Here is a 19,588-nt window from a genome sequence, read left to right on the forward strand (position 1 = left end):
GCGCGCCCCTCCTGGCCCTCCCCCATAGGAGTGACACCATGGCAGTCCAGCCCCCGCCCGCCGACCAGCGGATCGTCATCGAGAACGTCGCGATCGCCACCGTCGACGCCGCCGACACCGAGTACGCCCGAGGCCACGTGGTCATCCTCGGCAACACGATCGAATCCGTCGGCAACGGTCCCGCCCCGGCATGGCTGGACAACGTGGTGCGCCGGATCAACGGCGAGGGCCACCTGCTCACCCCGGGCCTGGTCAACACCCACCACCACTTCTACCAGTGGATCACCCGCGGCCTCGCCCAGGACAACATCCTGTTCGACTGGCTGGTCGCCCTCTACCCGACCTGGGCGCGGATCGACGAGAAGCTCGTGCACGCCGCCAGCCAGGGCTCGGCCGCCGCCCTGCTCAAGTCCGGCTGCACCACCGCCTCGGACCACCACTACGTCTTCCCCAAGGACGGCGGCGACGTCCTCGGCGCCTCCATCGAGGCCGTCCAGGAGCTCGGCATGCGCTTCACCGCGCTGCGCGGCTCGATGGACCGCAGCAAGAAGGACGGCGGGCTGCCGCCGGACCACGCGGTCGAGGAGCTGGACGACATCCTGGCCGCCTCCGAGGCCGCCGTGGACCGGTACCACGACGACTCCTTCGGCTCGATGCTGCACGTCGCGCTGGCGCCGTGCTCGCCGTTCTCGGTCTCCACCGACCTGCTGCGCCAGTCCGCCGAACTCGCCCGCCGCAAGGGCGTACGGCTGCACACCCACGGCTCGGAGACGGCCGAGGAGGAGCAGTTCTGCAAGGAGCTGTTCGGCATGGGGCCGACCGACTACTTCGAGTCGGTGGGCTGGCTCGGCGAGGACGTCTGGATGGCGCACTGCGTCCACATGAACGACTCCGACATCGCCAAGTTCGCCGAGACCGGCACCGGCGTCGCGCACTGCCCCTCCTCCAACGCCCGCCTGGCCGCCGGGATCGCCCGGGTGCCCGACATGCTCAAGGCCGGCGTGCCGGTCGGGCTCGGTGTGGACGGCACCGCCTCCAACGAGTCCGGCGAGCTGGGCACGGAGCTGCGCAACGCGCTGCTGATCAACCGGCTGCACGGCTACCCGACCGCCCTCACCGGGCGCCAGGCGCTGCGACTGGGCACCATGGGCGGCGCCCGGGTGCTCGGGCGTCAGAACGAGATCGGCTCGATCGAGGTCGGCAAGCTCGCCGACCTGGCGCTGTGGAAGATCGACGGGATCATGCACTCCTCGATCGCGGACCCGGTGGCGGCCCTCACCTTCGGCGCGCTGCCGCCGCTGGCGGTGCTGTTCGTCAACGGCAACGCCGTGGTCGAGAAGGGCGAGCTGACCACCGTCAACGAGGACCGGATCGCCCGCGCCTGTGCCCGCGCGGCCAAGGAACTCGCCTCCCGGCCGCTCTGACGGGACGGCGTCCCGCTTCCCTGCTCGCTCCCTGTACTCCGGGCCGCCCAGGGACGGTGCGTGACCCGGACTCCGCGCGCCTCCGGGCGGCGGACAGCTGACAGATTTCGTTGTCTGTCATCTGTCATCTGTTCGCTGCCATCGGCGCGCGGACCGCAGCCCCGGACCCACGGCGAGGGTCCGGGGCTGCGGCGTGCCCGGGAACCGACCCACACCCGGCCGAGCGCCGGGCGACCGGGGGCGGGCGGCCGGGGACGCCGGGCGGCCGGCAGACGACGGCGAACAGCCGACGGACAACAGATGACAGATGACGAAAGTTGTCAGCTGCCATCTGTCATCTGTCGGCTGCCGGTCAGGCCCTCGGCAGTCAGGCCGTACGCCCGAGCGTCGCCAGGTAGGCGCGCCAGCCGCCGTGGCGGGTGATCTCGCGGTGCACACCGCGCTCCAGCTCGCCCCGGGCGAGCAGCATGGACAGGCACGCCGAGCCGTCCTCCAGCTTGATCACGCCCAGCTCCAGCTCGCGCGGCTCGCCGGGCAGGATGACGTCCCGCAGGCGCTCCAGGCTGATGTCGTACAGCTCGCCCTCGATCGCGGTGTCCACCGCCGGGTCGGCCAGCAGCCCCGGGCAGACGTCCGTCCCGCCGCTGTGGTCGATGGAGAAGAAGCGGTAGCCGGGGGCGGTGCGGGCCGGGCCGATCAGGGCGTCGGCGACCTTGGCGTGGAACGGTCCGCCGACCATCGCCTGACCGTTGAAGAAGATGCGCGCCATGGATGGACTCCTCACAGATTCAAAGACCGTGACAAAACGGTCATGACAAGACGACCGCGACAAGCGACCGCAGCAAGCGGCCGTGACAAAAAAGACCGTTCCGCACGGCGACGAGAGGACAGGTGGATTTCGTCGCCGTACGGAACGGAGCAAAGGAGCGGCGGAACTGCTACAGCCCGGCAGGCGGCAGCGGCGGCGCCGGCGGATACATTGGTGCTCAGCCCAGCAGGGGAAGCGCGGGGAGGGTCAGGAAGTCCGCGAAGTCCTCGGCCAGGGAGACCTGTTCGAAGAGCTGGGCGGCCTCGGGCCAGCGGCCGGCGGCGTAGGCCTCGGCACCCAGCTCGGTGCGGAGTTCGGCCAGCTCCGCGACGACCAGGGTGCGGACCAGCTCGGCGGTGGCCTTCTCCCCGGTGTCGGACAGCACGACCCCGTTGTGGATCCACTGCCAGATCTGCGAACGGGAGATCTCGGCGGTGGCGGCGTCCTCCATCATGTTGAAGATGCCGACCGCGCCGAGCCCGCGCAGCCACGCCTCGATGTAGCGGATGCCGACCTGGACGGCGTTGTGCAGCCCGGCGTGGGTGCAGGTGCCGCCGGCGCCGGCGATGTCGAGCAGTTCGGCCGCGGTGACCGGCTCGGACGGCCCCGGGTTGTCCTTCTGGTCGGGGTGCTCGCCGAGCACCGCATCGAAGGAGGCGCGGGCGACCGGCACCAGGTCCGGGTGGGCGACCCAGGAGCCGTCGAAGCCGTTGCCGGCCTCGCGGTCCTTGTCCGCCTTGACCTTCTCCAGCGCGGCGGCGTTGACCTCCGGGTCCTTGCGGCTGGGGATGAACGCGGCCATGCCGCCGATCGCGTGGGCCCCGCGCTTGTGGCAGGTCTGCACCAGCAGCCGGGTGTACGCGGCCATGAACGGCGAGGCCATGGTGACGCTGTTGCGGTCCGGCAGGATGTAGTGCTCGCCGGCGTCCCGGAAGTTCTTGACGATCGAGAACAGGTAGTCCCAGCGCCCGGCGTTGAGGCCGGCCGCGTGGTCGCGCAGCTCGTAGAGGATCTCGTCCATCTCGAAGGCGGCGGTGATGGTCTCGATCAGCACGGTGGCGCGGACGGTGCCGTGCGGGATGCCGAGTTCGGCCTGGGCGTGGGTGAACACCTCGTTCCACAGCCGGGCTTCGAGGTGGCTCTCCGTCTTCGGCAGGTAGAAGTACGGGCCGGAGTTGGGGTCCTCGGCGCCCTTGGCGAGAAGCCGGGCGGCGTTGTGGAAGAAGTACAGGCCGAAGTCGACGAACGCGCCGGCCACCGGGACGCCGTCGACCAGCAAGTGGTTCTCGTCCAGGTGCCAGCCGCGCGGGCGGACCACGACGGTGGCGAGTTCGGCGGCGGGCTTGAGGGTGTAGGCCTTGCCGGCGGCGCTGGTGAAGTCGATCCGGCCCTCGAAGGCGTCGATCAGGTTGACCTGACCGCTGACCACGTTCTCCCAGGTCGGGGAGGTGGCGTCCTCGAAGTCGGCGAGCCAGATCTTCGCCCCGGAGTTGAGCGCGTTGATGACCATCTTGCGGTCGGTGGGGCCGGTGATCTCGACCCGGCGGTCCTGGAGGGCGCGCGGCGCCTCGGCGACCTTCCAGTCGCCGGCCCGGACGTCGGCGGTCTCCGGAAGGAAGTCCAGCGTGCCGGTGCGGGCGATCTCGGCGCGGCGGGTCTTCCGCCTGGCCAGGAGCTCCTGCCGGCGTCCCTCGAAAGCACGATGGAGGCCGACGACGAAGGCGACCGCCTCCGGAGTGAGCACCTCCTCCGCCCGGTGGACGCGCGGACCGGCGACAGTGACGACCGGAGCGGCGGGGGAGGCGCCGACGGGCCCCTGATCTGCAGCCATGAGCAGGACACTCCTAAGACGGTTGAGCCTGGCGAAGGGAGCTCCGGTGGGAGCCCCCTCGGGAACTTCCTCGATCGTTACCCGCCTGTCGGCGAGTTCGATTCTGTAAGGTGGAGACTAGTTTCCGCGATACAGAATTTCAACGGTTTGTTGAAGAGGTCGCCGGGACTCTACTCCTCCCCGACAGCGAAGGGAACGCCGGTGGTTGCGACCCCCGACACAGCATCGACGACAGGCGCCGACCGCGCGAGCGGCGGCGTGCAGTCCGTCGAACGCGCCTTCCAACTCCTGGAGGCGCTGGCCGACTCCGGCGGCGTGGCCACCCTCAGCGAGCTCTCCACCAGCTCCGGCCTCCCGATGCCGACCATCCACCGACTGGTTCGTACCCTCGTCCAGCAGGGCTATGTCCGCCAGGACACCGCGCGCCGCTACACCCTCGGCCCCCGACTGATCCGCCTCGGCGAGACGGCCGGCCGCCTGCTCGGCAGCTGGGCCCGCCCCTACCTGGCCGAGCTCATGGAGGCCACCGGCGAGACCGCCAACCTGGCGGTGCTGGAGGGCGGCGAGGTGGTGTACGTCGGGCAGGTGCAGTCGCGGCGCTCGATGCGGATGTTCACCGAGGTCGGACGGCGGGTGCAGCCGCACTGCACCGGCGTCGGCAAGGCACTGCTCGCCCAGCTCCCCGAGGACGAGGCACGTGCGATCCTGGGCCCCAACCCGCTGCCGGCGCACACCGAGTACACCGTCACCGACCCGCAGGAGCTGATGGACCAGCTCGCCGAGGCGCGCGAGCGTGGCTACGTGGTCGACGACCAGGAGCAGGAGATCGGCGTCCGCTGCATCGCGCTCGCGGTCCCCGGCGCGCCGACGCCCACCGCGCTCTCGGTGTCCGGCCCGGAGGCCCGGATCCGGGCACTGGAGGAGCAGGCCGGCGCCTCCTCACTGGTGCCGGTGATGCGCCAGATCGCGACCCGGCTGGGGCAGGTCCTCGCTCCCTGACGCCGGGTCAATCGCCCTACTGTGCACGGGAGATGGATCCAACCCGCCGCCGCTCTCGACGTCCCCCGGTTCGGTGGGCCCCGTTCGACGTCCCCCGTTCGACGGACGGGCGGGCGGGTTGCGCCGTGTCGGCGGCCGCCGCTGCGCCACCCTGGTGCGGACGTGGCCCGCGACTGCGCGGGCGGCCGCAGCGCGAGGAAACGGTGAGCGGTGATGGGGCGCAGGCAGGGCAGGCGTACGGGACTTCGGGGCGGATCCGGCGGCGCGACCCGCAGGTCCGACCGGGCCGCCGGGTTCACGGCGGTCATGGCGGCGGGTTGCGCGCTCACGATGCTGACTGCCGGACCGTCCTGGGCCCTGCGGCCCGATCCCCGGCCCACGCCCCGGCCGGACCTGCGGGTCGCGCCGCTGAGCCCGGCCGCCGTGCCGTCCGACTCCGACCTGGAGGTGGTCCGGCTCGACCCGGAGGCCGCCCCGCCCGGCGGCACCACCACGATCCACGCCTTCGTCGCGAACCGCGGCCCGGAGCGCACGGCCTCACCGTTCACCGTGATCGTCACCCTGCCGAACGGCGTGACACCGGAGGGCCCGTACTTCCCCGCGAACTGCGAGGAGCTGGGGGGCGGCCGGTGGGTGCGCTGCGTCTTCGAAGCCGGGCTGAAGGAGCGGCGCAGCGCGACCGCGCTCGTCCCGGTGCGGCTCTCCCCCGACCTGCCGGCGGGCACGCTGACCGGCGGGTCGGTCGCGGCGCACAGCCCCGACGACCGGGACGAACGCAACAACCGGCAGCCGTTCGACCTCACAGTGGTCGAGACGGCTGCCGGTTCCTGAGAGCGGCTGGTTCCAGGGGTACGTGCGCTAGGTACGCTGCGTGCGACGTGCGACGTGCGACGTGCGACGTGCGATCGACTGCAGATGCGATTAGCGGTAGACGCGCACGTAGTCGGCGGAGAAGGTGATCGGGGTGTTGCCCTTCGGCGCGGGGTGGTACTTGCCCGCGCACACCGAGAGGTTGAGGATCAGGTACGCCGACCAGTTGGCGCCGACGCCCTTGCCGTCCGAGAACACCTTGGCGCCGTTGACGTACCAGTCGACCGAGTTGGCGCCGTAGTAGGTGCCGATGGTCACCCACTGGTCCTTCGCGATGGCGTTCGCGTCGGTGTAGTAGTCGGGGTTGCCGGGGTTGACGTGGTTGGTCAGCTCCAGCAGGTTCGGGTTGTCGGGGTGGTACTCGAAGGAGTCGACCTCCCCGTTTCCGTTCTTCCACGTCCACAGGGCCGGCCAGGCACCGGTGCCGGAGGGCAGCTTGACCCGGGTCTCGGCATAGTCACCGGTCTTGACCTGGAAGCCCTCGGCGGAGCCCTCGGTGGTCAGAAAGCCGGTGTTCCAGGACTGCTGGCCGTTCTCCAGGGTGGGCCCGCCGGGAGTGGCGGTGAAGGTGGCGACTCCGTTCGCGACGGCGACGTTGTTCTTGTTCAGCCAGTCGAGCTTGTTGTCGTCCGGGTTGTGGTTGCCGTACTTGTACGAGGTGCTCTTGTCGCCGACCCAGCGCTGACCCCAGTTGATCGGGCCGTTGAACTCGTCGGACCAGGTCAGCGACTTGCCGGCGATCGGGGAGGACGGCGTCGGGGTGCTCGGGCTCGCGGCGACGCTCGCGGTACCGGTCAGCGACGGCGCGGTGTGCGAGGAGGAGGTGGTCGTCGCGGACGGGGTGGTCGCCGCGGACGGGGTGGTCGCCGGCGACGGCGTGGCGGTCGGCGACGGGGTGGCGGTCGGCGACGGCTTCGCGCTGGGGGTGGCGGTCGGGGCCGGGGTCGGCGTCGACGTACCGGCGGCGGAGACCACCAGCTGCTGCGAGGGCAGGTTGTGCCAGGTGTTGCCGAAGTCCTGCCAGAAGCCGAACTGGGTGTACGTCCCGGCGGGCAGGGTGCGCGCGCCGCTGGTGAAGTTGACTCCGCTCGGGCAGATCTGCAGGTTGGTGGCGTTGCCGGGGAAGTCGAGGTTGGTGCCGCGGGCGTCGCGCACACCGACGCCGACGGTCTTGGCGACGAAGCAAGAGGAGGAGTGCAGGCCGAGCGAGGCGGTGGTGGCCTTGCCCGCGACCATGGTGGCGGGGACGAGCCGGTCCTGGGTGACGGTCGGGCCGGTGGCGGCCTGGGCGCCGGAGACGGACGGCAGTCCGAGCAGGCCGGCACCGCTGATGGCGAGCGCCCCGGTGGCGGCAAGGGCAGCGTTGCGGCCGCGGTGGGACGGACGGGCATGGCGCGGCGCGCGGCGGCGGGCAGGCTGATGCATGGGAGTCCTCTGCGACGCCTGCGAGGTGAGCTGTCGGATTCGGGCTGCAGTTGCCCGGCCGCCTGTGGAGCGGCTTCACCCCTAGCCGCGGCCCGAGCGCGAGAACGCACGGGCCGGGCGCTGACCTTGGTTCCCCCGCTCCCGTCCGCTGTGGTGCTCGGTTACCCGCCGGCGGGTGGACAGGACTCGGCGTCCCGGCGGCGGGGTCCGCAAGAGCGGACGACCGTTGCAGGCTAGGCAGGCCGTCCCCGAACGGACAACTCCGTCGGGCCGGTTGTCGCACAGCTCACAGTGGTGTCGATCAACGACGGCGTGTGGTGGCCGAGTTGATCAAAAGCGCCGATCAAGCACGGCGATCAAGCGCGGCGATCGAGCGCGGCGATCGAGCGGAGTAGAGCTCGCCGCTGCCGAAACAGGTGCGGCGGGCGACGCCCATGTGCCGGTCACACACCGCGACGGGTGGCGCGGTCGCGGACAGTTCCGTGGCGCGGGGCCGCCCAAGTCGGCCCGGTCGGATAAATTGGAGCCCTGACATTTTCCGCCGTGCACAAGTACCCGAGCCCGATCCGCACGACCCGTACGACCTGCACCGCCTGTACGGCCTGCACGCCCCGCACGGTCCGCCCCACGCTCCCGAAAAGAGGTCCCGCCCCACCATGACCGCGTCCCTGCCCGCCTTCGCCGGCCGTACCTACGTCTTCCGGGCCGACAACGGCGCGGCCTTCCGCAACACCTACTCGGCCGACGGCAAGCGGCTGCGCTGGGAGGGCCTCGGCGAGTCGGCGGGCCAGTGGGAGGACGTGCTGCTGCACGTCGCCGAGGTCGCGCCGGAGATCTACTTCGTCAGCTGGACGGAGCAGAGCGGGATCACCGTCAGCCACGTCATGGACCTCAACAAGCTGACCGTGCGGGCCTTCTGGACCTTCGAGGGCGAGGGCGGCCGGGTCGGGCAGCTGCACGCGGGAACGCTGGAGCGGGTGGCCTGAGCCAGGCTGAGCGTGAACTGAGCCCCCGGAGCCGCTGGCTCCGGGGGCTCAGTTCACGCTCAGGTTCTCGGTCCGTCCGGCGTCAGACGGCCTGGTTCGGCACCTTGAGGTGGTCGGACAGCCACTCCAACGAGGACGGCAGCAGCGCGCTCCAGGTCTCGAAGTTGTGACCGCCCTTCTCCAGCATGCTGAAGGAGACCTTCATCGGGCTGTGCGCCGCGTCGATGAAGGCCTCGGTGTCCTGCCGGTAGTTGCCGTCGCCCTTCTTGGTACCGGCCAGCAGCACGGAGACCTTCGGCTGGGGCATGTTCTTCAGCCGCCACATCAGGTTGGCCTCGTCGCGGCGCTGCTTGCTGCCGCCGAAGAGGTCGCCGGTGGTCGGGTCGTCAGCGGCGTCGTAGTAGGCGGACAGGGCGACGGCGGTCGGGAAGATGTCCGGGTGGCGCATCGCCAGCTTGAGTGCGCAGTAGCCACCGGTCGAGTTGCCCATGAAGGCCCAGGCCTGCGGGTCGGTCGAGACCCGGAAGCTCGCCTGGATCGCCGAGGGGACGTCCTTGCTGAAGTAGGTGTCGGACTGGGCACCGTTCGGGATGTCCTCGCACTCGGTGTCCTGCGGCAGGGCGGGCGAGGGGCGCATCAGGACCATGACCGTCGGCTGCATCCGACCCTCCTGCAGCAGCTTGAGCGCGGCACCCGGGTAGTTGAACCGGGTGATCAGGTTCTCGGCGATCCCGGGGAAGCCGGTGCTGACGATCACGGCCGGGAACTGCCTCTGCGCGTACTCGGGCTGGAAGTACTGGGGCGGCAGGTAGACGTAGCCCTCGGTGGACAGCTTGCTGGCCTTGCCGTCGATCCGGACCTTGCGGATCTCACCGGACTGGCTGGGCTCGCGGCCCAGCGCTCCCCCGCCGTGAACCGAGGCGTGGCCGATGGTCTCGACCATGAGGCGGCCGGCGGCGTCCGCCTTGTTGTGGATCACCACCGGGCCGGTGCTACCGGTGCCCAGCAGGTCGTCCCAGCTGCTGTAGAAGGCGAAGTAGTTGTTCGCCACCAGGCCGAGCGCGGCGAGCACGGTGAACTGGGTGGCGAGCAGCGCTCCGATCCGGCCGAACACCGCCTGCCAGGACTTCTTGGCGAGTCTGGGCCACAGCCAGACCGTGCCGGCCATCATCACGACGGCGATCAATACGGCCAGCGCCAGCACCTTGTGGCTCGTCAGACCCATGTCCTACTTGCTCCCACGCCTCGAACTCCCCGCCCCCTCCGTCCAGGACATCCGAGGAGGTCACCCCGGTTCCCCCGCCGGGGTGCGCGATCACCAACCCTAGCGGGAGCTGGGAGAAAGCTGACCGCCGCCCGACAGTCAGCGGGGAGCGGGCAGGGAGTCGGCTGGGAACAGATGACAGCGTTCAGCGTTCAGATGACAGATTTCGAAATCTGTTATCTGAACGCCGAATGCTGAATGCCGAACGCTGAACCCCGTCGGCCGGCGGCCGAGCTCCCCTACTCCCCGCCCACCCGCGCCCAGAGCCCCAGCCCCGCCGTGAGCTCGCGCATGCAGCGGGCGCCGAGGTCCTGCGGAGAGCCCGTACCGGCCACAGGGGCGTCCGAGGAGGCCCACTGCTCCAGGGCCACCCGGATCGCCGTCGTCGCCGCGGCGGCGGCCAGCCGGAGCTCCAGCGGGTCGGTGCCGGCCGGGCAGCGGTCGGCCAGGACCGTCCGCAGCCGCTCCTCCGAGCCCGCATGGACCCGTTGCCAGGTGCCGTCCAGCCTCGGGTCGCGCAGCAGACTGCGGGTCCAGTGCATCGCCTCGACCGCCGCGTCGTCGGCCGGGGTCAGCGACGCGACCGCCGAGCGCTCCAGCGCCTCGCGCAGCGACAGGTCCGCCGCGCTCTCCGCCAGCAGGTCCACCCAGCGCTGCCCGCCGGCCGCCAGCAGCGGCGCGACGGCGTCCTCCTTGACCGAGAAGTAGCGGTAGAAGGTGCGCAGCGAGATGCCCGCGGCGAGGGCGATCTCCTCCGCGGTGGTCGCCTCGACCCCCTGCTCGGCGAAGAGCGCGGCGGCGGTGCGGGCGATCTCCAGCCGGGTGGCGTCACGGCGGCGCTGGGTCAGGGAGGGGCGTCCGGTCACAAGGGCCAGCGTACGCAGTCGACCTCCTTGGTGGCACATCGCGCCGGAATGTCACATCAAGACTTCTTGGCACGTCGTGCCACATAGGCGTACCGTGTCGCTTGGGGTCGAGAGACCACGAACGAACGGAGTACCACCATGGAGCGCTTCAGCGGACGGAACGTCCTGATCACCGGCGGCGGCTCTGGCATCGGCCAGGCGACCGTGCACCGGATCCTCGCCGAGGGCGGGAGGGTCGTCGCCGTCGACGTCAACGAGGACGGCCTGAAGAAGACCCTGGACCGCGCGACCGCCGACGGCACCGCGGACCGTCTGACCATCCAGGTCCTGGACATCTCGGACGAGGCCGCGGTCGTATCCGGCGTGGCCGAGGCGATCTCGGCGCTCGGCAGCCTGGACGTGCTGGTCAACGCGGCCGGCATCCTCCGTTCCTCGCACACCCACGAGACGACCCTGGAGTTCTGGAACAAGCTCCTCGCGGTGAATCTGACCGGCACCTTCCTGATGACCCGCGAGGCGCTCCCCGCGCTGCTCGCGACCGGCAAGGGCGTGGTGGTCAACTTCAGCTCCACCTCCGCGAGCTTCGCCCACCCCTACATGGCCGCGTACGCAGCGACCAAGGGCGGTATCCAGTCCTTCACCCACGCGATCGCCTCGGAGTACTCGAAGCAGGGCCTGCGTGCGGTCTGCGTCGCGCCGGGCAGCATCGACAGCGGCATGACCAACAACCCCGGCCTGCCCGCCGACGCCGACTTCAGCCTGCTCGCCAAGCTCTCCCCCGCCATCGGCCAGGGCTTCGCGGGTCCGGAGACGGTGGCCGGCGTGATCGCCATGCTGGCCTCCGACGACGGTGCCTTCGTCACCGGCACCGAGCTGCGGATCGACGGCGGCACCCACATGTGACCCGCCGGGCCGGCGGGCGACACGACGGGCCCTGTGCCTTCCCCCGTACGGCGCAGGCCCCGTCGCGCGTACGCCGGCCGGTCAGGCCGGCGGCTTCGCCATCAGGCGGCCCCGCCGTCAGCGGTTCGCGGCCGCCCCCGTCAGCCGGCGGTTCGCCGGGCTCCGCGAGCGGGGCGAAGTCGTTGCGGCGGTAGAGCGCGAGGGCGGGTTCGTCGCTTCGGAGCACGGCGAGGCGCAGCACCCGGCCGGGACGTACGGCGGCCACCGTAGGGACGTACGGCGCCTATGTCAGTCTCCGTCAGCCTCCGTCAGCCGGTGCGGGCCGGGCGTGACCGCCGGGTGGCAGCGCGCCCTGCCGGGCGTCGCGGTGGGCGGCGAGGGCGTTGCCCACCGCGGCGACGGGGGCCCCGACCAGCAGGAAGGCCACCGTCATCAGGAAGCACGCCCCCGCGACCCGGCGGTAGCCGCCGTGCCGGGCGGGGTCGAGGAAGGGGTACGGGTACCAGTCGACGGCGTGGCCACGGATCAGCACGTACACCAGGTAGACCAGCGGGAACACCAACCAACTGAGCACCGCCGTCGGGCGGACGCGCTGGACGGGCGGGTCGATCAGCCAGTCGGCGAGCACCACGAGCGGCATCGCGCGGTGGGCCACGTCCTCCACCCACGGGATCACCAGCACCGCGGGGTACTTCGCCAGCAGCGTGCCGTAGGCGAGGCCCGTGATCGCCAGGTAGAGCACCACCGCCCCGCGCACCGCGTCCGGCACGGGCCGACGGCCGGTCAGTCCGGCCCAGCCGCCGTAGCCCAGGACTGCCATCGCGGCGAGGTTGCCGAGGTTGGTGAAGTAGCTGAAGAAGTTCACCACCCCGGTGACGGCGGTCGCCGCGTGGTAGCCGGAGAAACAGAGCGCGACGGCGAGGAAGGCCGCGACAGCGAGCCGGGCGGGAGCGAGCCACGAGTGCATCGTCGGGACCGCCTCTCTGGGGCGTGGTCCGGAAGGGCTTACTCGGATTCAAACCCCGCCGAGCGGACTCGGCCACAGGAGGGAGCGCCTCGCGGGCCTCGGACGGTCTCGGAGGGCCCCGGACGGTCTCAAGGGGTGCGCCAGTCGACGGCCAGAGCCGCAGCCGGGTTGGCGACCAGCAACCGCCCGGGCAACTCGGGCCCGAAACCGCGGGCCAGCCGCGGGGCCAGGTCGGTGAGCAGCCGGGCGGGGCCGCCGACCTCGCGGGCCGTCCGGGTGGTGGTGTCGGCGCCGAGTAGCAGCTGGTCGGCGTGGCCCGCCTCGACCAGGTCGGCGATCACGTCGAAGGCCTGGAGGTCCGCGGGGTGGCCGATCCGGGAGGGGCTGTCCAGGGCGAGGAACACGCCCTCGGCGGCCAGGCTGCGGTGCAGCGTCCGGTCGGTGAAGCGGGTGAGGTGGCCGAGGATGATCCGGTCGGGGCGGACCCCGTACCGTCCGTGGAGCTGGCGCAGGACGCCGTGCGGGTCGCCGTCGGGTTCGAGGTGCACGGCGATCGGGGCACCGGTGGCGTGGTGTGCCTCGGCGGCGGCGGCCATCGTCCGACGGGTGTGCCCGGTCCGGGGGCCCGCGTCGTCGGCGATCTTGATCAGGCCGGGCCGGACGCCATCGGGCGTGCCGGGGAGTCCGGTGGTGAGCTCGGTGACGAAGCGCTCGGCGAGGTCGGCGTACGGGGCGGTGCGGTCGCCCGCGTCGTCGCCGGGGGCGGGGAAGCGGCCCTGGGGGTAGTGGGCCGTCTGGTGCGCGCCGGTGGCGGCGACGATGTGGACGCCGGTCGTGCGGGACAGCCCGGCGAGGGCGTCCGCGCCCCGGCCCATGCCCCACGGGGTCCACTGGACGAGGGTGCGGCCGCCGGCGGCGGCGTAGGCGCGCAGGACGTCCTCGGCGGCGGCCGGGTCGTCCAGCTCCTGGCCGGGGAACCGGGGGCTGCGGATGAACAGGTGGTCGTGGGCGTCGGTGACGCCCAGCTCGGCGGGGTCGAGGTCGCCCAGGACGGTCCGGACCGTGCGGGTGGCGCCGGCTGTGGTGGTCATCGCCGACCCTCTGCGCCGTCTGTGTCCTCCATGCCCTCGGTGCCCTCCGCGTTCGCTGCGGGGGCGTCGGCCGGGGTGTCGGCCGCCGCGAAGGTGGCGGTGGCGACCCGGAGGCCCGCCAGGGTCTTGGGGACGCCGACGTAGGGCGCCAGGTGCACCAGGACCTCGGTGATCTCCTCCCTCGTCATCCCGATCCGCAGGCTGTTGCGCACGTGGTCGGCGAGCTGCGGCTCGACGCCGCCGAGGGCGGTGAGCGCGGCCAGGTTGGCGACCTGGCGGTCGCGCAGGGCGAGGCCGGGGCGCTGGTAGGTGCCGCCGAAGAGGCTGGTGACGATCCAGTCGGGGAAGCCGGGGGCGAGGCCGTCCAGACCGCCGAGGGTGGCGGCGGCGACCGGGCCGGCGAGCTCGGCGAGCAGGGCGTAGCCGGCTTCGCGGTCGAGCGGGGCGGGCGTGAGGTCGGCGGGAGCGAGCTCGGTGGGGGTCGTGGCGGTGGCCTGGGCGGCCGTCGGGGCGGTGGGCACGGCAGTGGGCATGGCGGTGGTGGGTCCTTTCACCAGTGGCGGCCGGTCGGCAGCCGGTCGAGTTCGGGGCGGGACAGGTGCAGCACCTGGTAGCGGGTCCCGGGCTCGTCCTCAGGGGCCGGGCCGTGCCAGAGGGCGAGCCGGAGCAGCTCCCAGCGGCTCGGGTCCACGGCGACGGCGACGGTGTGCAGGGCGGGATGGGCGGGCAGTTCGGCGAGGGCCCGCTCGACGGCCTCGGCCGGGTCGGCGGTCTCCGGGAGTCGTACGGTCACGCGGGTGGCGCTGGTCGGGGCGGCGGTCCGGGAGCCCTCAGCGAGTCCCGCGCCGAGCCAGTGGTGGACGGCGGGGCGGCCGAAGTCGGCACTCAGTCCGCGGAAGCCAGGGCCCCAGAGGAAGCTGTTCATGCCCTCGGCGGTGTGCCAGAGGTAGAACGGCGCGTACTGGTTGACCGGCGAGCCGTCCCGGCCGCGCTCGCGGACCAGGTAGGCCTTGAGGCCGAGGCCGGGGTGGGCGTCGAGCAGGTGGCCCTTGTCGGCGACGCGTTTGCGGATGACGCCCATGTCGTAGTCGGCGGGGAGGGTGATCTCGTACTGCATGGCGTGCACGGCGGGGCTCCTCGGGGTGGTCTTCGGGCGGGCCTCGGGCGATGCGGCTCCGGCTGGCGCGGCCGGTTCGTCGTGGCTGTCCGGTGTCAGGCCCGGCGGTGTGCACCGAGCAGGCCGAGGGCGCCTCGGATGGCCTGCTCGAAGGGCTCGGCGCTGTTCGAGGCGCGGGCCAGTACGTAGCCGCCCTGGACGACGGCGACCACGGCGGCGGCGGTGTCCGCCGGGTGGAGGCCCGGGGCGAACTCGCCGTTCGCCTGGCCCTCGGCGACCAGGTCGGCGATCCGGCCGCGAAGCCAGTCGAAGGTCTCCTCGACCGGGGCGCGCAGCTGCGGGTCGGCGATGACGTCCGGGTCCTGCGCCATCCGGCCGATCCGGCAGCCGCGCAGCACCTCGCGGTCGCGGTGCAGGTAGGCGGCGATGCGGTCGTAGGCGCTGCCGGGGGCGGCGAGGTCCGCCTCGGCGATGCCGCGCATCTGCTCGGCGCTGCGGCGCAGGGCGGCGGCGGCGAGGTCGGGCTTGCCGGCGAAGTGGTGGTACATGCTGCCCTGGCCGACCCCGGAACGCTGCTGGATGGCCTTGGGGCTGGTGCCGACGTAGCCGCGCTCCCAGAGGAGGGACTGGGTGCTTTCGATGAGGCGGTCCTGAGTGCTCATGTGGATCACTGTACATACCAGTAGGTACAGGGCGCCAGGGGCTTCCCGCCCGGGGACTCCGAATGCCGGAAATGATTGAGGGCCGTGCGCCGCCCCCCGGCGGCCACGGCCCCTCGACCGTTCGTCATCCCCCGTGCCGGCAACGGGCATTCCGCCGCGGCCGGTGGCGCGCGTCACGTCACGCACGGTGGCAGACGCCACCCCGGGCAGGGGTGCGCGGCGCGTGCGCGGGCGGGCGGGCGCTCGGGGGGTGGCTCGGGGCAGGCCGGGGCAGGATCACCCGGCGTCAGTCACGCCAAGGGCGGCCCGGCGGAACGCAGTTCGCGGCGGGGCCCGGGGCGAGGGCTTGATCGGCCGCTGACGGCTGGCAGGATGTCCGGCATGAGCTACCTCGCCTCGGATGACCGCTATGCCTCGATGACCTACCGGAAGGCCGGCCGCAGCGGTGTGCAGCTGCCCGCCGTCTCGCTCGGACTCTGGCACAACTTCGGAGACGCCCAGCCGCTGGAGGTGCAACGGGCGGTGCTGCGCCGGGCCTTCGACCGGGGCGTCACCCACTTCGACCTGGCGAACAACTACGGCCCGCCGTACGGCAGCGCGGAGCGCAACTTCGGCTACCTGTTCGCCCAGGACTTCCGGCCGTACCGGGACGAGATGTTCATCGCGACCAAGGCCGGGTGGGACATGTGGCCCGGCCCGTACGGCAACGGCAGCAGCCGCAAGTACCTGATGGCCAGCCTGGACCAGTCGCTGGGGCGGATGGGACTGGACTACGTCGACGTCTTCTACTCGCACCGCTACGACCCGGACACCCCGATCGAGGAGACAATGGGGGCGCTGGACAGCGCGGTGCGCTCGGGCAAGGCACTGTACGCGGCGATCTCCAACTACCCGGCGGAGCAGCACCGGGAGGCGGTGGCGATCCTGCGCGAGCTGGGGACGCCGGTGCTGATGAACCAGTCGGCGTACTCGATCCTCAACCGGCACGTGGAGGAGGCCGGCGTGCTGGACGCGGTGGGCGACACCCAGACCAGCCTGATCGCCTACTCGCCGCTCGCCCAGGGGCTGTTGACCGATCGCTACCTCTCCGGCGAGGTGCCGGCCGGGTCCCGGATGTCGGTCGGGAAGTTCCTGACCGAGGAGGCGCTGACCGGGCCGAAGCTGAAGCGGCTGCGGGCCCTGAACAAGGTCGCCGAGGGACGCGGGCAGACCCTGGCACAGCTGGCGCTGTGCTGGGTGCTGCGGGACCCGCGGGTGGTCTCGGTGATCATCGGGGCGAGCAGCGTGGCCCAGCTGGACCAGAACCTCGACGCGCTGGCCGGCGGGCCGCTGACGGAGGCGGAGCTGGCGGAGATCGACCGACTGAGCCGCTGAAGCGCTGAAGCGGACGGCGGCGGGCGGCCGACAGCTAACAGCTGACAGATTTCGAAATCTGTCAGCTGTTAGGTGTTAGCTGTCGTCTGCAATCTGTCGACCGTCCGACGCCGCCCGCAGACCGGATCAGCCGGCCGGGGTGTACTTGTAGCCGACCCGACGGACCGTCACGATCGTGTCCCGGTAGGCCGGTCCGAGCTTTCGGCGCAGCCGGGCGACATGCACGTCGACCGTGCGTCCGTCCCCGACGTGGCCGTAGCCCCAGACCGCCGAGACCAGGTGGTCCCGAGTGTGCACCCGCTGCGGGTGCTCGGTGAGGTGGGCCAGCAGCTCGAACTCCAGGTAGGTGAGGTCGAGCGGCCGCCCATCGACGTAGGCGTTGCGCCGCTCGGTGTCGACGGTGATCCCGCGCCCGGCCGAACGGACCGGCCGTCCGGCATTCGAGACGCCGCCCGAGACGGCGGGCCCGGAAACCCCCGAGGGCGGAGCCATCGGGCTCTCGGTCGGCACCAGAACCAGGTACCCGACCATCGGGTGGCCAGCCGCACCGCCGACCTGCGGCCCGTACTGAGCGAGCAGCCCCTGCGGCAGCACGCCCTGCGGCAGGGCGGCGACGACGGTCGCCCCCTCCGGCAGCGCGGCCAGCAGCGAGGCGGGCGCCGGCGGGACGACCGCCCCGGGCTTCGGTACGGCGGCGGGGGCGACCGAGGGAACGGAGGCGACAGGCGGAACCGAGGGAACGGGCGAGAGGGAGGGAATGGAGCGGACCGCGCGCAGATGCGGGGTCGCGGTGTGCAGGGGCAGGGTGGCCGTAGAGGAAGAAGACATGGTGTGCCGCTCATTTCGCGCGTGACGGACGGGGTGGAGTCGTCTGCGCGTCGACCGGGCGTACTGCCGTTGCCGGACCGGACCGAACCGGGTTCAGCGGGCGGAGAGCCGGGACGCGCTGGGCGAGCCCGGACACGTCTGATCGAACAGGTGCGGCTGCCGGGACGGCCAGAACGGCTCAAGGTCGAGACGACCCTGTCGGCTGTCCACGGCGCGACGCGCGCGCCCGTCCCACCGTCCGGTCCGTGGACCCGCGCACATCGCGGAAGCCGACCCGGTCGGACGGGGACGGCCGGCGACGCCGGGGACAGGGCTGGGGCAGACGATGTTCACTGGTGGTTTCTCCGCGGGGCGGGGCCGGTTGGTCGGCCGCGGGCGCGCCGGAGGGGCGGTCCGCTACGGCCTGGTCGACGGGGCTCGGCGGTGCGTCGGGCGGCGTCCGGGTGGACCGGAGCTGCCAGGGGACGTACCGGGACGGGGTGAGGCCGTCAGCGACAACAGGCGCTGCAGATCAGCGCGTGGTCGATGTAACGGCGGACGGTGAGCACCGGCATGACGGGGCCGGGCACGGTGGTGGTGCGTCGCTGACCGACAGTCATCCCCGTTGCCCTCCCCCTTCGTTCTGCCCGGCGACGCACCGCTGCCGGTGCGTGCCGACGGTGCCGCGTCGGATCGTCGAAGGCCTGGTCACCGGTCGGCAACACCCGTGCGAACGGGGCGTTTCCGACCTTCCCGGCGGCATGGCCGGGGCGGCCTTCGCCCACAGAGCCTTCCACGCCCGAGCCGGTCTAGGCAACCTCCAGTGCGTCGACCGTCCGGAATGTGGACGCCACAATGAGACACCGGGCGGGCCAAGGGGCCTTGACCAGCAGCGTTTGGCGGACGGTCAAGCCCTGCCGGTCAGGCCCCAAACGGTCAGGCCCCGGACGGTCAGGTCCTGCCGGTCAGGCCGGGGTGGTCAGGCCCTGGATGGCCAGACCGGGGCTGTCAGGCCGGGGCTGTCAGGCCGGAGCTGTCAGGCCCGCGCGGGAGCCCGATGGCGGAGGGCTGCGGCATGCTCGACCAGGGCGACCAGCAGCTCCTTCCCGTCCTCCCGCAGCCGCGCGTCGCACAGCAGCACCGGGATCTCCGAGTCGAGGTCGAGGGCGTCCCGGACCTCGTCGGGGGCGAACCGCTCGGTGCCCTCGAAGCAGTTGACCGCGACGACGAACGGGATGCCGCGCTGCTCGAAGAAGTCGACCGAGGGAAAGCAGTCGGCCAGCCGCCGGGTGTCGGCGAGCACCACGGCGCCGAGCGCACCGCGCGCCAACTCGTCCCAGACGAACCAGAACCGGTCCTGCCCGGGGGTGCCGAACAGGTAGAGCGCGAGGCCGGGCCGCAGGTCGATCCGGCCGAAGTCCATGGCCACCGTGGTGGTGTGCTTCTCCTCGACGCCCGAGGTGTCGTCCACCGGGCGGCCCAGCTCGCTGAGCTCCTCCTCGGTGCGCAGTGGCCGGATCTCGCTGACCGCGCCGACCAGGGTGGTCTTGCCCGCGCCGAACCCGCCCGCGACCAGGATCTTCACCGCGACGGCCGGACCGCCGCGCCACTGCGGGTCGTTGGCGTTCCCGCGCGGCGTCGAGGACGGGCCCGCAGGGGTGTGGTCAGAGCGCACGGAGTCCATTGATCACGTCTCGCAGCAGGCGCTCGTCCGGCAGCTCGGCGAGCGGAACGGGTCGGGTGACGCTGATCAGGTCGGCGTCGTAGAGGTCGCCGAGCAGGACGCGCACGACGCTGACCGGCAGGTCGGTGTAGGAGCCGAGCTCGGCGACGGACAGCGGATCGTGGCGGCACCAGGCCAGCAGGGTCTGGTGCTCCGGGTCCAGGACGTGCGCGGGCACGGCCCCCGCGTCCGGCCCGGGGTCCTTGGCGGTGATCAGCGAGATCAGGTCGAACAGGCCCTCCTCGACCGGCCGGGTGCGGCCCCGGGTCATCGAGTAGAGCCGCACCACGGGGCCGGCCTCGTCGTCGAACCAGCGGTCGTCGGCCGGGGTGCGCGGCCGGAACAGGTCGACGTCGGGTCCGCCCGGGGTCGCCTGCTCCTCGCCGGTGGGCTCGGCCGAGCCCACCGACACCTGGGGGCCGTCGAGCGCCTCCGGCCCGTCGAGCGCCTCGGGCCCGTCGAGCGCCTCGG

General features: G+C 72.2%; 19 protein-coding genes and 1 riboswitch. Of the genes, 6 read left to right on the plus strand and 13 right to left on the minus strand.

What is annotated here, in order from left to right:
• Positions 1-38 precede the first annotated feature (38 nt).
• On the plus strand, positions 39-1,424 hold the full coding sequence (locus tag ACFVWU_RS28280; protein WP_387626156.1) for an 8-oxoguanine deaminase: 1,386 nt from the start codon (positions 39-41) through the stop codon (positions 1,422-1,424).
• A gap of 367 nt (positions 1,425-1,791) precedes the next feature.
• Here the strand turns inward: ACFVWU_RS28280 and ACFVWU_RS28285 are convergent, their stop codons facing one another.
• Both ACFVWU_RS28285 and aceB read right to left on the minus strand, forming a co-directional pair.
• Positions 1,792-2,193: a gamma-glutamylcyclotransferase gene (locus ACFVWU_RS28285; protein ID WP_387626158.1), complete on the minus strand. Its 402-nt coding sequence runs from the start codon at positions 2,191-2,193 to the stop codon at positions 1,792-1,794.
• Between the two features lie 217 nt (positions 2,194-2,410).
• Positions 2,411-4,063, minus strand: a complete 1,653-nt coding sequence (aceB, locus tag ACFVWU_RS28290; RefSeq protein ID WP_387626160.1) for a malate synthase A — start codon at positions 4,061-4,063, stop codon at positions 2,411-2,413.
• 201 nt (positions 4,064-4,264) lie between these two features.
• On the opposite strand from aceB, the gene ACFVWU_RS28295 reads away from it, so the two are divergent.
• Both ACFVWU_RS28295 and ACFVWU_RS28300 read left to right on the plus strand, forming a co-directional pair.
• Positions 4,265-5,062: an IclR family transcriptional regulator gene (locus ACFVWU_RS28295; protein ID WP_380609421.1), complete on the plus strand. Its 798-nt coding sequence runs from the start codon at positions 4,265-4,267 to the stop codon at positions 5,060-5,062.
• A 330-nt stretch (positions 5,063-5,392) separates the two neighbouring features.
• Positions 5,393-5,893: a hypothetical protein gene (locus tag ACFVWU_RS28300; protein ID WP_387626162.1), complete on the plus strand. Its 501-nt coding sequence runs from the start codon at positions 5,393-5,395 to the stop codon at positions 5,891-5,893.
• Positions 5,894-5,983: 90 nt separating this feature from the next.
• Here ACFVWU_RS28300 and ACFVWU_RS28305 read toward each other — a convergent pair whose 3' ends face one another.
• Positions 5,984-7,357, minus strand: coding sequence for a hypothetical protein (locus ACFVWU_RS28305; RefSeq protein ID WP_387626164.1), 1,374 nt, complete (start codon positions 7,355-7,357; stop codon positions 5,984-5,986).
• 2 nt (positions 7,358-7,359) lie between these two features.
• Positions 7,360-7,523, minus strand: a riboswitch (cyclic di-AMP (ydaO/yuaA leader).
• Between the two features lie 490 nt (positions 7,524-8,013).
• Here ACFVWU_RS28305 and ACFVWU_RS28310 point away from each other — a divergent pair.
• The gene (locus ACFVWU_RS28310; protein ID WP_387626166.1) at positions 8,014-8,343 is read left to right on the plus strand and encodes a MoaF N-terminal domain-containing protein; all 330 of its coding nucleotides are present in this window, start codon (positions 8,014-8,016) and stop codon (positions 8,341-8,343) included.
• An 82-nt stretch (positions 8,344-8,425) separates the two neighbouring features.
• On the opposite strand, the gene ACFVWU_RS28315 is transcribed toward ACFVWU_RS28310, so the two are convergent.
• Both ACFVWU_RS28315 and ACFVWU_RS28320 read right to left on the minus strand, forming a co-directional pair.
• Positions 8,426-9,568, minus strand: a complete 1,143-nt coding sequence (locus ACFVWU_RS28315) for an alpha/beta hydrolase (protein WP_387626168.1) — start codon at positions 9,566-9,568, stop codon at positions 8,426-8,428.
• A 278-nt stretch (positions 9,569-9,846) separates the two neighbouring features.
• Complete coding sequence (locus tag ACFVWU_RS28320; protein WP_387626170.1) at positions 9,847-10,473, minus strand: TetR/AcrR family transcriptional regulator; 627 nt, start codon at positions 10,471-10,473, stop codon at positions 9,847-9,849.
• 138 nt (positions 10,474-10,611) lie between these two features.
• On the opposite strand from ACFVWU_RS28320, the gene ACFVWU_RS28325 reads away from it, so the two are divergent.
• Positions 10,612-11,376, plus strand: a complete 765-nt coding sequence (locus ACFVWU_RS28325; protein WP_387626172.1) for an SDR family NAD(P)-dependent oxidoreductase — start codon at positions 10,612-10,614, stop codon at positions 11,374-11,376.
• 298 nt (positions 11,377-11,674) lie between these two features.
• On the opposite strand, the gene ACFVWU_RS28330 is transcribed toward ACFVWU_RS28325, so the two are convergent.
• The 5 genes from ACFVWU_RS28330 to ACFVWU_RS28350 form a co-directional block, all read right to left on the minus strand.
• Entirely contained in the window at positions 11,675-12,343 is a 669-nt protein-coding gene (locus ACFVWU_RS28330) for a Pr6Pr family membrane protein (RefSeq protein WP_387626174.1), read from the minus strand.
• Between the two features lie 128 nt (positions 12,344-12,471).
• A complete protein-coding gene (locus ACFVWU_RS28335; protein WP_387626176.1) occupies positions 12,472-13,434 on the minus strand; it encodes a phosphotriesterase in 963 nt (320 codons plus the stop codon).
• Complete coding sequence (locus tag ACFVWU_RS28340; RefSeq protein WP_387626178.1) at positions 13,431-13,967, minus strand: carboxymuconolactone decarboxylase family protein; 537 nt, start codon at positions 13,965-13,967, stop codon at positions 13,431-13,433. Before ACFVWU_RS28340 ends, ACFVWU_RS28335 begins: the two co-directional genes overlap by 4 nt.
• Positions 13,968-13,984: 17 nt before the next feature.
• Positions 13,985-14,560: a DUF4865 family protein gene (locus ACFVWU_RS28345; protein ID WP_387626180.1), complete on the minus strand. Its 576-nt coding sequence runs from the start codon at positions 14,558-14,560 to the stop codon at positions 13,985-13,987.
• Positions 14,561-14,646: 86 nt separating this feature from the next.
• Positions 14,647-15,213, minus strand: coding sequence for a TetR/AcrR family transcriptional regulator (locus ACFVWU_RS28350; RefSeq protein WP_387626182.1), 567 nt, complete (start codon positions 15,211-15,213; stop codon positions 14,647-14,649).
• Between the two features lie 381 nt (positions 15,214-15,594).
• Between ACFVWU_RS28350 and ACFVWU_RS28355 the strand changes: the two genes are divergently transcribed.
• Complete coding sequence (locus ACFVWU_RS28355; protein ID WP_387626184.1) at positions 15,595-16,587, plus strand: aldo/keto reductase; 993 nt, start codon at positions 15,595-15,597, stop codon at positions 16,585-16,587.
• A 126-nt stretch (positions 16,588-16,713) separates the two neighbouring features.
• Here the strand turns inward: ACFVWU_RS28355 and ACFVWU_RS28360 are convergent, their stop codons facing one another.
• The 3 genes from ACFVWU_RS28360 to ACFVWU_RS28370 form a co-directional block, all read right to left on the minus strand.
• A complete protein-coding gene (locus tag ACFVWU_RS28360; RefSeq protein ID WP_387626186.1) occupies positions 16,714-17,415 on the minus strand; it encodes a winged helix-turn-helix domain-containing protein in 702 nt (233 codons plus the stop codon).
• A gap of 1,015 nt (positions 17,416-18,430) precedes the next feature.
• Positions 18,431-19,078, minus strand: coding sequence for an ATP/GTP-binding protein (locus tag ACFVWU_RS28365; RefSeq protein WP_387626188.1), 648 nt, complete (start codon positions 19,076-19,078; stop codon positions 18,431-18,433).
• Complete coding sequence (locus ACFVWU_RS28370) at positions 19,059-19,529, minus strand: DUF742 domain-containing protein (protein WP_387626196.1); 471 nt, start codon at positions 19,527-19,529, stop codon at positions 19,059-19,061. Before ACFVWU_RS28370 ends, ACFVWU_RS28365 begins: the two co-directional genes overlap by 20 nt.
• Positions 19,530-19,588: the final 59 nt, after the last annotated feature.

It is taken from the genome of Kitasatospora sp. NPDC058190, from assembly GCF_042883685.1.
Lineage (GTDB): Bacteria > Actinomycetota > Actinomycetes > Streptomycetales > Streptomycetaceae > Kitasatospora.